Annotated in this window: 8 protein-coding genes and 4 pseudogenes; 4 read left to right on the top strand and 8 right to left on the bottom strand. The window is 65.7% G+C overall.

Going from position 1 to position 12,303, the window contains the following annotated elements:
• Positions 1–302: 302 nt before the first annotated feature.
• Entirely contained in the window at positions 303–881 is a 579-nt protein-coding gene (locus AB0M29_RS44145) for a hypothetical protein (RefSeq protein ID WP_365393268.1), read from the bottom strand.
• A 48-nt stretch (positions 882–929) separates the two neighbouring features.
• On the opposite strand from AB0M29_RS44145, the pseudogene AB0M29_RS44140 reads away from it, so the two are divergent.
• Positions 930–1,257: pseudogene (locus AB0M29_RS44140) on the top strand (transposase family protein); the annotation flags it as partial.
• A 75-nt stretch (positions 1,258–1,332) separates the two neighbouring features.
• Here AB0M29_RS44140 and AB0M29_RS44135 read toward each other — a convergent pair.
• From AB0M29_RS44135 to AB0M29_RS44115, 5 genes are all read right to left on the bottom strand, one after another.
• Entirely contained in the window at positions 1,333–2,040 is a 708-nt protein-coding gene (locus tag AB0M29_RS44135; protein ID WP_365393265.1) for a maleylpyruvate isomerase family mycothiol-dependent enzyme, read from the bottom strand.
• Positions 2,037–2,888: a fumarylacetoacetate hydrolase family protein gene (locus AB0M29_RS44130; RefSeq protein ID WP_365393262.1), complete on the bottom strand. Its 852-nt coding sequence runs from the start codon at positions 2,886–2,888 to the stop codon at positions 2,037–2,039. The genes AB0M29_RS44135 and AB0M29_RS44130 overlap by 4 nt, the downstream gene beginning before the upstream one ends.
• Positions 2,885–4,048: a cupin domain-containing protein gene (locus tag AB0M29_RS44125; RefSeq protein WP_365393259.1), complete on the bottom strand. Its 1,164-nt coding sequence runs from the start codon at positions 4,046–4,048 to the stop codon at positions 2,885–2,887. Before AB0M29_RS44125 ends, AB0M29_RS44130 begins: the two co-directional genes overlap by 4 nt.
• Before the next feature lie 93 nt (positions 4,049–4,141).
• Complete coding sequence (locus AB0M29_RS44120; protein ID WP_365393256.1) at positions 4,142–4,885, bottom strand: IclR family transcriptional regulator; 744 nt, start codon at positions 4,883–4,885, stop codon at positions 4,142–4,144.
• Between the two features lie 93 nt (positions 4,886–4,978).
• Complete coding sequence (locus AB0M29_RS44115) at positions 4,979–5,173, bottom strand: hypothetical protein (protein ID WP_365393253.1); 195 nt, start codon at positions 5,171–5,173, stop codon at positions 4,979–4,981.
• 229 nt (positions 5,174–5,402) lie between these two features.
• On the opposite strand from AB0M29_RS44115, the pseudogene AB0M29_RS44110 reads away from it, so the two are divergent.
• Positions 5,403–5,834: pseudogene (locus AB0M29_RS44110) on the top strand (transposase); the annotation flags it as partial.
• Between the two features lie 358 nt (positions 5,835–6,192).
• Here the strand turns inward: AB0M29_RS44110 and AB0M29_RS44105 are convergent.
• Positions 6,193–8,367, bottom strand: coding sequence for a SpoIIE family protein phosphatase (locus AB0M29_RS44105; protein WP_365393251.1), 2,175 nt, complete (start codon positions 8,365–8,367; stop codon positions 6,193–6,195).
• Between the two features lie 414 nt (positions 8,368–8,781).
• Between AB0M29_RS44105 and AB0M29_RS44100 the strand changes: the two are divergent.
• Positions 8,782–8,970, top strand: a pseudogene (locus tag AB0M29_RS44100) (IS5/IS1182 family transposase); the annotation flags it as partial.
• A gap of 224 nt (positions 8,971–9,194) precedes the next feature.
• On the opposite strand, the gene AB0M29_RS44095 reads toward AB0M29_RS44100, so the two are convergent.
• Entirely contained in the window at positions 9,195–10,628 is a 1,434-nt protein-coding gene (locus AB0M29_RS44095) for an IS1380 family transposase (RefSeq protein ID WP_365393271.1), read from the bottom strand.
• A 992-nt stretch (positions 10,629–11,620) separates the two neighbouring features.
• Here AB0M29_RS44095 and AB0M29_RS44090 point away from each other — a divergent pair.
• Positions 11,621–11,975: pseudogene (locus tag AB0M29_RS44090) on the top strand (IS3 family transposase); the annotation flags it as partial.
• Positions 11,976–12,303 lie beyond the last annotated feature (328 nt).

Here is a 12,303-nt window from a genome sequence, read left to right as displayed (position 1 = left end):
CGTGATTGAGACGTCAGACATCTCGATCAACAGTCCGGGGGCCTCGCTCGTTGCGGCTGTCAACCGTCACCCGATCGATGGCCACCTCGAAGAGGAATCACTGAACCGGTAGATCTCTCTGAACGCCTTCGACATCACCTTCGACGGCCGCCTCTCAGCAGCACGTCAGTAACCCCAACAACCCCAGTTATACCGCTCGTTTTGCAGACCCGGATATGGAGGGCGAGGGGACGGCCGAGGTTGCACTCGCCGATGACAGCTTTCTTCCCATGCGCTCGACGAGCACCACCACGGCCCCGGCCTCACTCACCCGGTTCGTCCGGATCGGCGCGAAGCCGGTCGGTCAGCTCCAACCAGCGCTTCGCTTCGGACCGGGTCAGCGGCGGACCCGAATTCCAGCAGTCCGCGACGGTGGACGATAGCAGTTCACTCCCGTCCTGAAGAGTGTCGCCGGTCCGCCCCTGGGGAGGCAGCATGTATCCGAATACGCTCCATGCCACCGCGAACGTGGATAGGGTTTCGCACCAGCCCTGACAGAACTTCCGTACCGCCGACCGCCGGGCCTGTGGGGGCCGGTGCCGCCAGCAGCGCTGGCCGGAGACGCGGAAGCTTCCGAGCATCCCAGCCGTGACCGTGCCAGACAGCTCATTGCCGTACGCGGTGAGGTAGAAGGTGACCGTCACCTTCAGGTGCCGCGGCCTGGACTGGAACCGCAGGACGTTCCCGTTGATCGTGCCGGCGAAGATCTCCGTCGTCGTGTTGCCGCCAGGGGGCACGAGCGCGCCGGCGAGCGTACCGTCCGTCTCCACCAGACCGAGCGACACCCGCCGCTTGCCCATCGGAGAGTCGATGAACAGGTGCCAATTGCCGTCCAAGCCCACGGCAGCGTCCTTCCTTCCTTGCACCGGGCGGCATTGTGGCCCGGCAGGCTCTCACCCGCCCTGCCGGGCCGCGCCCATGACCTGACCGCCGCCCGCAGCCACCGCATCATCCGGATCTGCGAGCTCCAGGGCGCGCCCATCCTGGCCGATCTCGCCTACCAGGGCGCCGGCCCAGGCTGACCACCGGAACAAAGCGCAGGCCCCTGCAGGAACTCACCCTCACCGAGAAGACCCTCAACCAGGCACTGGCCGCAGCACGAGCGCCCGTCGAACGCGGCGTCGCGGGGCTGAAGTCCTGCGCATCTTCCGCAGGTCCCGATGCAGCAGCATCCGCATGACGTCAATCGTCAAGGCCTTCCTCACGCTGGAGCGGTAACGCTGAAGAAGCTCAGTGCGACCTTGATCCTTAACTTGCCGGCATTGGTTATAGCCGGGCTGTGACAGCTCGTCGTCAGAGCCACGGTGGCATTTCAGGGGCTGTTCGGCCGTCAACGGTTGTCACGCCGTGGGCCCGGCCGGTGAGATACGCCGCGATATCGGCAACCGTCCCGACCAGCTCGATCGAATTGCCGGTGCCGGACACGTGCCAACGCTGCCCACCGGCCGCGGCCAGCTCTAGCGTCGGACCGCGCTCGCCGGAGCGTTTGGCCACGATCTCGTCGCACAGAGCAGCCAGGTAGTCCGTTGGCAAGTCCCTGAATTCGGTGCCGACGTCGAGGTCGACCGCGTGGACGTACACCTCACGTGCCCGCATCCATGGCACTTCTGTCGCCGGGACTGTCCTTCCTTGCGCGGTAACCACTGGCCGAAGCCAGTGCTCCTCTGCAGCTGCGTCCATGGCCGCCTCGAGCGCCGAGCTGGACTGGCGCACCCACGCCATGAGCTCGTCGGCCGGCAGTGCGGCGCCGCGTTCGATGCCTGCTTTGCGGGCTTCTAGTGAGGCGTACATCGGAGTCGGCACGCCGGTGGCCGCCCAGCGCATCAGGTTCATGAGCGCATCGGCGTTGGCGGCTAGATGCGCCACGAGGTTCTTGCGCGACCAGCCCGGAAGAGCGGACGGTGCGGACAGTTGCTCGTCATCGAGCGGGGCGAGCGCAATGAGCAGCAGGTCCGCGCCTTCCTGCATCCAGCGCCGGGTGTCGGCGAGAGCGCGGGTCACGTCCGGGACTGCACCTTCACGATCCGGTTCTCCAACCGGCCCAGTCCGTCGATCTCAACCACCACGGTCTCCCCGCCAACCAGGTACCGCTCGGGCTTCTGGGCGTGACCGACACCGCCGGGCGTGCCGGTGGCGATGATGTCTCCCGGATTCAACCGCACAATCGTCGACACGTACTCGATCAGCGCGACCGGGTCGAAACAGAGATCGGCGGTCGTGTCCGACTGCATGACCTCCCCATCGACGGTCAAAGTCACGTTCAGCGTCGGGCGGACCTCTCCGGGCAGCTCGTCCGGCGTCACGAGGTATGGCCCGACCGGCGTGGAGGAATCCCATATCTTGCCTTGGAGCCATTCCCTCGTGCGAAATTGCCAGTCGCGCGCGGTGATGTCGTTGAGGATGGTGAACCCGGCGATCGCAGCTTCCGCCTCAGCCGTCGACGGGCGCCGCACCGTGCGGCCCACCACGATGGCGAGCTCGGCCTCCCAGTCGAGACGGTCGGTCTCGTCCGGGCGCACGATCTCATCGTTCGCGCCGATGAGGCAATCGGCAAACTTTGCGAACAAAGTCGGGTATTCGGGAAAATCACGCCCCATCTCTTGGATATGTGTTCGATAGTTGAGGCCGACACACACCACTTTGGATGGCGCCGGGACAAGCGGCGCGAAGTTGACGTCGGCGGCCGCATACACCGGTGCGTCGCCCGAATCGGCGCTGGCCGCGAGTGACGCCCATCTGGCATCCGTGAGGAACGCACCGAGGTCGGGCGCGCCGAGGTCTAGGAGAACGTCGCCGGCGAGCTTCACGGCACGCGTGCCGTTCTGGACTCGGATCGTGGCGAGTTTCATCGGATGGTGCTCCCGTCACGTGTGAGGTGGTGGTCGAGCTTGAGCGACTCGAACACGGGCGCGTCGCTGAAGCGGAAAAGATCGAAAGCCCCGGAGTCCGAGTCGCTCGAACCGGCCTCGGATCGAAACGAGACCGGCTGCCAGGACGGCACGACGAATAGATCACCGCGACCGACCGTCCACGACTTCTGTGCGACCGTCACGACTCCTGAGCCGTCGAATACCTGGAACACGGATGAGCCTGGCGCTTGCGCCGGCGCGGTTTCGGCGCCGCGGACCAGCCGGTGCATCTCGGCGCGGATGGTTGGCAGAACGTCGGCTCCGGTCGCCGGGTCGGTGAACCGGACGGCCGCGTGTCCGAACTCGGCAGTCGCGTTGAAGCCCTCGGCCTCGAGTTCGAGTTGATCGGCGAGTGCGCGGTCGGTGTGCTCCCATCGGTAGGCGAGCAGCGGCGACCCCGGCGTGAGCGGCCCGGCCGACAACGGGCGCAGGCCCGGATGCCCCCAGAGCATCTCGGAGCGAGACCGGTGCGGCATCGCCCGTTCGGCGTCACTGATCTGATCGCGTCCGTAGTCGAAGAACGTGGCGTCCATGGCGTATTGGAATGGGATGTCGAGGCCGTCGATCCAGGCCATCGGCTGTGCGGTCGCGTTGTGGTGGGCGTGCCAGTTCCAGCTGGCCTGGGGCAGGAAGTCGCCTCGCCGCATGGCGACCGGGTCGCCGCCGACGACGGTCCAAACGCCCTCGCCCTCGATGACGAACCGGAACGCGTGCTGCGTGTGTCTGTGCTCTGGCGCGTCCTCCCCAGGCATCAGGTATTGAATCGCCGCCCATAGCGTGGGCGTTGCAAACGGGCGTCCGCCCAACCCCGGATTCGCGAGCGCTATCGCACGCCGTTCCCCACCTCGGCCGACCGGCACCAGGTCGCCGGCTTGTACCGCGAGTACTCGCAACGCTTCCCACCGCCAAAGGTGCGGTACGGCTCGCGGTCGCGGCTGAACAGGCATGAGATCGCCGATCTCAGTCCAGAGTGGAACCAGCGACTCGCGCTCGAACCCGCGGTAGAGCTGCTCGAGTGCCGGTGTGACTAGGGGCTGGTCCGCGGCCGTGGCTGCGCGCAGCCGGACGGGGGACTCGACTGCATTCTGTGAGCTGGACACGCCCCCAGTCTGAGTCCGAGCCACATGACCAACAATGGATGTTCTGCTGTACAGAACAGTGCGGCGGACCGTTCGGCAGCGTCACCCGCCGTCTCAGCGCTGCCCGATGAGATCCCTGCGAATGGCATCGGTTGCCGTTTGCACCGCCGGCAGGACGTTGACGATCTGTCCACGGCGATAACGGATGGTCGGCGCCGAGACCGTCACAGCAGCCACGGCTCTGCCGTCCGCGTCGCGAACCGCAACGCCGATAGCGGTCACACCGGCTTCGGTTTCCTCGAAATTGGTGCCGTAACGGCGCCGACGCGTCGTTGAGAGCGTCCGCAGCAGTTTCAGCATCTCATCCGATTCGGGCGGGTACTGCGGGAAAAGGCGCTCGAGGTCCGCACGCGGCAGCTCGGCCAGCAGAACTCTGCCACCAGACGTGTGCACCGCTGGCAGAACGACGCCGATACGGCTGCCCACACGCAACAACTGCTGGCCTTCGACCGAATCGGCGAACCGGATTTCGGCTCCGTGCAAGGTAACCAGGTGAACCGTCTCCTGAACCTCTTCGCTCAGCCTTTCGAGGTACGGCCGGCACACGCCGGTCAGCGAGATCGGCACGTGCCCTCCGCTTCCTGCAAGCGCCGCCCCCGGGACGTAGGCGCGTTCCGCGTCTTGCGCGACGAATCCGCGGTAACACAGCATCGCCAACAACCTGTGGGCAGTGGACTTGGCCACGTGCAGTTCCTCCGCCGCGGCACTCAGACGCAGCACGCCGTCACGGTGCACGATCAGCAACAGGCGCAGCGCATTGTCCACCGACTGAATCGGGTACGGCGGTAGACGCTCCACGTCGCCATCCTATCACCACTGTTCTGAGGAACAGAACGCGGCAGCCGCCAACAGTAGGCGTGACGACGTCATGCGTCTTGATGGGGCCGTCGCCTACGCCAGTTCAAACTTGTGCGACCACAGGGTTGCGAGTACCGGCTGCCATTGGGGGTCGTTGCCGTCCGATCCGCCTGCGGTTGCAATGACGTTGCACATCATGCTTTTGGCCAAGAAGAGGGCGACCTCCTCCCCCGGCACCTGGGCGATGTTGGGCACCGTGTTCCAGGAGCCCTGCATGTAGTGCTGCACGGCCCGTTGGACGTCCTCGTCTTGGCGGACCCATTGCCGTAACGCTTCCTTGTGGATGCCAAGGTCCCCGGGCGATATAGGCGACTAGAGCGTGTCTCTACGATCGGTTGGTCAGTTGATCGGATGCGTCTGTCCGATTAGTGATCACTGATGCGACGTGGGACCGGATCGAGCCGCTGATGCCCGCCGATCCGGTTCGTGGCCGACGGTGGGCCGATCACCACCTGCGATGCGCTCGCACTTCCTGGCCCTACGGGTGCGGCTGGCCGGGGTCCGGCCCCGTCGTCTGGCCCGGGCCGCCGCCATCGCCGAACACGGCCACTGGGACGGTGTCCTGCTTGAGATGACGCTGCTGGTCGAATGGCCCGAGGAAACCGAAGCCCCCACCGACTACTGGCTGTCCAACCTGCCCGCCGCCACCGCGCCGGCCGAACTGGTCCGCCTGGCCAAGATCCGCTGGCGCATCGAGCACGACTACCGGGAACTCAAGCACGGCCTCGGCCTCGACCACTTCGAGGGGCGTTCCTGGACCGGATGGCATCACCACGTCACCCTGGTCACCGCCGCCCACGCGTTCCTCACCGAACAGCGCCTGGCCCCAAAAGCCGATACAGCGGACTCACCCTCTACCGGATCCTCGACGCCATCCAGGACCTGCTGAACTGCTGGACCGGCACCTGCACCACCTGCCACCGCCCCCTGCCCAGAACATCCACCACCAGCCCAAACCCAAGAGCCAGAGCAACCTAACGGAGTCCTACTAGACAGCCCGAGGCCTCACGGATAGCTCGCTCGCGCAGGTCATCGGGGTAATGCAGGCATCGGACCTGTGCTCTCCCAGATCATGCCTGGCTTCAGACGCCATCCGCTTTCCGAACGTGGTCGTTTAGTTAGTTCGGGGTGTGCGTGCATAAACTCCAATCACTGGCGGGAGAGATGGGCGTGGTTCGTCCGCTCGTCTGGCTCGTGGATGTGGCTGGTGCCGTCGGTGCTCGGTGTGCTGGAAAATCCGGTTCAGCTCACTTCGCTTCGGGGAGAAGTGCTTGTTCCGCCCAGATCACCTTTCCCCCGTGGGTATACCGCGTACCCCAACTCTCGCAGAGCTGGGCGACCAGCAGCAGGCCTCGACCGCCCTCGTCGAAGACGCGGGCACGCCGCAAGTGCGGGGCGGTGCTGCTGGCGTCGGATACTTCGCATGTCAAGGTGGACTGAAGAATCATCCGCAGCTGGATAGGAGGCTTCCCGTAGCGGATGGCATTTGTCACCAGTTCACTGACCACGAGCTCCGTGGTGAAAGCCAACTCCTCCAGTCCCCAGGCAGCCAGTTGGTCGGCCGCAGAAGCGCGGGCCTCGGCGACGACCGCGGGATCGGAGGGAAGATCCCACGAGGCGACGTGGCCGGAGTCGAGCGACCGGGTCCGGGCCAGCAGGAACGCGATGTCATCGGAGCGACGTCGCTCCGGCAGCGTCGACAGCAGAATGTCGCAAGTCTCTTCCAGCGACGACGGGGCCTCGGCGAGAACGCTCCGCAGCTTGTTGAGCCCGACATCGACGTCGCGGCCATGGGCTTCGATGAGGCCGTCGGTGTAGAGGACCAGAACGCTTCCTTCCGCCACTTCGAACTCCGTCGTTTCGAACGGAAGCCCTCCCAGGCCCAGCGGCGGGCCGATCGGCAGATCGGGAAAGTCAACCGCATTGTGGAGTGACGGAATGCTGCCGGAGGTCGCAGGTGTGATGACAGCCGGCGGAACATGTCCGGCGCTGGCCACGGTGCACAGCCGCGAGACCGGGTCATAGACGGCGTAAAGGCACGTGGCGCTGATCTCGTCCTCCTGCCCTGCCTCCTCTTTCTGAAGGCGGATGACCACGTCATCCAGATGCGTGAGCAACTCGTCGGGCATCAGATCGATGTCCGCGAAGGCGCGGACAGCCGTCCGCAGGCGGCCCATGGTGGCGGAAGCGTGGAGACCACGGCCTACGACGTCACCTACTACGAGGGCCACGCGCCCTCCCGACAGCGGTATGACGTCGTACCAATCGCCCCCCACCCCGCCGCGGGACCCGGCGGGCAGGTAGCGGGACGCCGTCTCCACGGCAACCAAATTCATTGCCTGCTGCGGCAGGAGGGAACGCTGGAGAGTGGCCGCGATGGAACGCTCGTGGGTGTACCGGCGGGCGTTGTCGATGTTCACAGCGGCCCTGGAAGTTATCTCCTGAGCCAGAAGGAGATCATTGTCGTCGAAGGCCTCGGCGGTTTGGTGTCGGAAGAATTGCGCGACGCCCAGGATGATCCCCCTGGCTCGCAGCGGCACCACCAGGACCGAGTGAATGCCGTATGTGCCGATGGCACGCGCACGCTCCGCGGAGGCCGCCCACCACGCGGCAACGTCGTCAGGGGTGATGCGGTACTGCACAGGCTCCCTGGTGAGCGCGCGAGCGGGGTACGAGCCCTCCGGGTAGCTGTGCGTCTGCCCCAGAGCTACCGCGGAGTCCGGGCAGTCATCCAGGACGGACCGCTGAGCTATCCGGCGAAGCACCGTCGGCCCAGGTACCGGATACCGGTCCTCTTCGTGGATCACAGAATCGAGCAGGTCCACGGTGACAAGATCAGCCAGGTGCTCATTGCCGACATCGGCCAGTTCCTGTGCGGTGCGGGCCATATCCAGGGTGGTCCCGATCCGCGTACTGGCCTCATTGATCACGATCAGCCGACGCTGCAGTCTCAGGTCACGTTCTTCCACGTAGGCTGCGACGGTTTGCTCCGCGGTGCGGTCCACGATCTCGAAAATGGCCCGACCCGCCGCCACTGCTACTGCCTTGATCAACTCAGGGTCTCTGGTGCGACGGAATATCTCCTCGGTGAACAGGTCGAGCCAAAAAGTATAGGAAAGGAAACAAAGGCGTGTCATTTCGCTGATCGACTTCCCATTCCGCGCGAACTGACGCGCCACCTCAATCCCGGCGGGCGGCGTCTTGATCTCGCTGGTATCGAAGCCTCGCTGCAGCGCGTCGAGCACGGTGGCGATGTGTTCGGGGATGCTCAGAGTCCCCACAGCAACCAGGTCCTGGTACTGCCAGAGATGGGGAGCCTCCTTGCGGAAGCCCTCCTCGAAGGCCTCAGCGAGCTGATGCCTTCGGGACTGGAGTCCTCGAGCGATGTCGGAAACGAAGGCTTCCACGTCGACACTTGCCATGGAGCAACCCTACCCATTTGTACTACCTGGGCGCACGCTTTGCAGAAGCAGAAACGCTACTGCAAGGATCGTAAAGGGATACGGCCCACGATCGACCAGTTAGCGTCTTGGCTGCGTCGCGCCCCGAGGTCTACCACGGCACTACGCTCCGGCCTGAGGTCACTGACCAGGTCATCAGAGTCAATGGAGGAGCCCTGATGCCCCTCACCGAGAGATCTATGCGCCGGTTCCCACGGCTGTTGCACCTCCCCGTCGGTCTCGACTTGCGGGGTCAGCCCTTCGACCGCCCGTAGCACCCAAGGCTCCGGAGCCGGCATCGCACACAGCGGCGTCGGCCCCGCCACGTGTCACGATGTTTCGGGATCACCCTCCGGGAGCCGGGAAATGCACCCAGTTCACCACCGTCCCGGACCGATACGGGTGCTCCGCATCAGTCCTGGACGGCCCCGCGTGCGGCCCGCGCATGCCCTGGGCGACAAGGGCTACAGCTCCAAAGCCATCCGCACCTGGCTGCGGCGGCGCGGCAGCCACGGTGGTCGCCCGCCGGCCTTCGACAAGCAGCTCTACAAACGTCGCAACGTCGTGGAACGGTGCTTCAACCGCCGTCACCCCCGCATCGCTCCCTGATGTGGGCGTGACATTTGACGACAACTCCTAGCCTCGCTGTTTCGCTTGGGGTCGGCTGAGCTGGGCTGATCGGCTTGGGCGGGGTTGTCGCTGCTTGTCGGTGGGTGGGTATGGCTGCGGCCCGACACCCGACACCCGACGCTCGGGTCGGGTGCTCCAGGGTTCCTTCGGGTCGTCGCGGGCAGTAGTTGGCCGGTGGGTCAGGTGGCCGGTCTGGGCAGGGCGGCGAGGCGGGTGAATGCCGTGGTCAGGTCGTGGCGCCAGGGCCAGGTGGCGGCGATCCGCAGGTGGATGCGGCGTCCGCCGCGGGTGAGGCGGGCTGCTGCGTGTAGCAGGCGGTAGCGGAGCTTCTTCGGTTCGGCGGTGGCCAACTCACCGTCCAGCAGAAGGGTCTGGGTCCAGGCGAGCAGGTCGATGGCGGTCAGGGCCAGCTCCAGCCAGGCGGTGTTGATGGCGAAGTGGCGTGAGGGGAAGCGGCCGAAGCCGGTGCTCTTGCCGCAGCGGATGCGGTCCTCGACGCGGGCGTGCCCGCGGTGGCGGACCTCCAGATACTGCAGGGATCCTTCTCCGATGGGGGTGTCGGTGAGGAATGCCTGGTGACGCATGCCCTCCTCGAGGTCGAACAGCGACAACTGTGCGCCAGGGTGCGGGCGTTCGCGCCGAACGATGACCCGTGTGCTGTCAGGGTGGCCGGTCAGGTCGACCATGCCGGTCAGCTCGGCGACTTCGGCGCCGGCCCGCAACGTTCCGTCCTGTTCGAGGGCGGGGTGCCAGAACCGATCGGGCAGGGCCCTGATCGCATGACGGACGGGCTCGGTGACGGGGTAGCCGACGGAGAAGGACGTGTGGATGCCCCGGTTCCGCAGGGCACGCAGGTGGGCGAGGAAGGTTTTCGCGCCGCCGGCGGTGTCGGTGCGGATGAGGATCGGGGTGCCGTGGCGGTGGGCGTCGGGGATCTGCGCGAGGGCTTGGTCGAGGACGGTGATGTGGTCGGTTGCGGTGTTGGCGCCGGCGTTGCCCGGCCGCAGCACGCCGGCCAGGGCCTCGCCGGTGTTGTCCAGGAAGCACAGCAGCGGGTGGTAGCCGAATCCGCGTTTGTAGGTGGGCGCCGCCTGCTCTTTTTCGGAGTGGCAGGTCACGAGTGTGGCGTCGATGTCCAGGACCAGGCCGGGCACGTCGCGTCCGCCAGCGCGGGCCGCGGGTATGCCGATCCTTGTTTCGGCGGCCTGCAACCAAGCGGTGTCCCGGGCTGTGGCCCTGGCCGAGCGCAACGCGGCCAGAGCGGCCGGATCGATGCCGGCCAACATGCGCCAGGCGGTCGGGGCGGAGGCGACCGGGCCGAACACTTCTGCCTGGTCGCGCAGCAGGGCCAGATCGGAGATGGCCTCACCTCCGCCGGCGAGCATCACCGCCAGATCGACCGCGATCCTGCCGGGGTCGTGCCCGGTGCCGCGTGGCCGCAGTCGACGCAACGCGTCGGTGAAGGCCGCTGCCAGACCGGTGGCATCGGCGAGGTCGGCCAGCAGGCGGGAACCTGCGTGGCTGACCACCCCACGGCCGTCGGCCGAGACGACCAGTTTGGGACGCGACCCGGTAGTGTGCACGCAGAAAGTGCCTTCCTGCTGGGATGACAGAGACCTTAGACAAGCCTCATCTTCCCAGTTCAGAGGGCACTTTCGCGTTCCCGCTCAAGATCCGGACGCCACCGCAAACGAAACGCGGAGGCTAGCGCGCGGCGGAGTCATCTACTACCCGGCCTCGTCCTCGAACACAATGTAGGCGTAGCGCTCTGCCGCAAGGTTCTACCCGGGGCCAAGTGTCCTTCTTCCACGCCTCCGCCGGCTCGGCGTCCTGCTCGATGGCGCGCTGGGCTCGCTGCTGCCGCGACCTGCCAGATCGATACGACCTCGCAGTGATGCGGGAGGCGGTCGAGAATCGCGGTAGCCCCGCCAGGACCTCGTCACCCTCCGGCTGACCGGTTGCGACAACGGTTCGCTGGCCGCGCAAGCACGCCCGCGCCGCCAGCCGGCCGCCCCCACGCTCTGCATCTCGTGATCAAACCTCTCAAATGCGAGAGAATGTCGCACCCCTTGGGTCACCTGGTCAAGATGAGTCGGATCCTGGCCAAGATGAGTCGGAGTCGAGTGAGCAGATCTCGATAATCTCTTCGCGTCAATGCGGCAAGGGAACCAATCGGCGGTTGGCGAATCAGTCGAGCGACAAACATCCCCCCTCCCCCACCTGACTCGTATCGCCAACCGTGGACAACGATGTCCTACTTTGGGTGAAATCCCATCACGCCACCCGGCACAGAACAGTACAGTTATCGATGATTCCGATGCCATTGCCGTCGGCGCATGAAGACCTCACACGATGGCGGAATCGTTCTGCCGCAGGAGACAATTTGTCCATCAAATCAGTGGCACGTCCTCGGTCGGCCGTACGCTCGGCGCGCGTAGCCTGCGCGGTCATGGGAGTCGACGCGGTGGGGACGGGGTTTTTCCTGCCTGTTTCCGTGCTGTACCCGATGCGCGTCCTCGCTCTGTCTGAGGCCGTGACCGGCACGGTCTTGACCATCGCCACCTGCCTGACGCTGGCGTTACCGGCGCTGGTGGCGCTGACCACCAACGCCCTCGCCATGGCCATCGGCAACCGCTCCCCGCGGCCGGGGTGGCACCATCATTCACCCCGATCACGGAATGCAGTTCGGGTCCTGGGCATTCACTCAGCGCGCGAGGGCCTCCGGCCTGCTGCCCTCGATGGGCTCCATCGGCGACTGCGTGGACAACGCGATGATGAAGTCCTTCTGGGCCCGGGTCCAGGTCGAACTACTCAACCGCAGACGGTGGCGTACGCGTCTGGAGCTGTCCACCGCGCTCTTCGAGTACCTGGAAATCTTCCATAACCGACAGCGCAGGCACTCTGCGCTGGGCATGCTCAGCCCGGTGGAGTACGAACTCCGCACACCACCGGTAGCGTGAAACCAAGCAACTCGACTCCACCCAACTCGGGGCAGTCCGGAGTCTCCATTCGAACCGGCCCGGTTAACTCTGAACTCGGGGCGTTTCAGGGCCCCGTGTGGGAAACCCCGAACCGGGAACCGCCGTGCCCGAAGTGCGCGCCGGTTGCCCGAAACTGGCGCCAGAACTGGCCGAATGACTGCACCTCCCGTGAATTTCCACGGAGTTCGGGAATCCGGGGTGCCTGGTACGGGCTAGTGTCGCGTGAATGAAGTCCTTGGACGAAGAGTCGGAGTGCGGTTGAATGGCGTATGCCTGTTGCTGCGCCGTTGGTCGTGTCCGATGCGGA

Origin of the sequence: Streptomyces sp. NPDC051976, assembly GCF_040680795.1 — a bacterium.
Lineage (GTDB): Bacteria > Actinomycetota > Actinomycetes > Streptomycetales > Streptomycetaceae > Actinacidiphila.
This window is presented reverse-complemented; position numbering and strand designations above follow the sequence as displayed.

Excerpts from the sequence above, each read along its gene's own strand:
- AB0M29_RS44105 (WP_365393251.1), bottom strand. The coding sequence starts at position 8,367 with ATGGCAAGTGTCGACGTGGAAGCCTTCGTTTCCGACATCGCTCGAGGA.
- AB0M29_RS44130 (WP_365393262.1), bottom strand. The coding sequence starts at position 2,888 with ATGAAACTCGCCACGATCCGAGTCCAGAACGGCACGCGTGCCGTGAAG.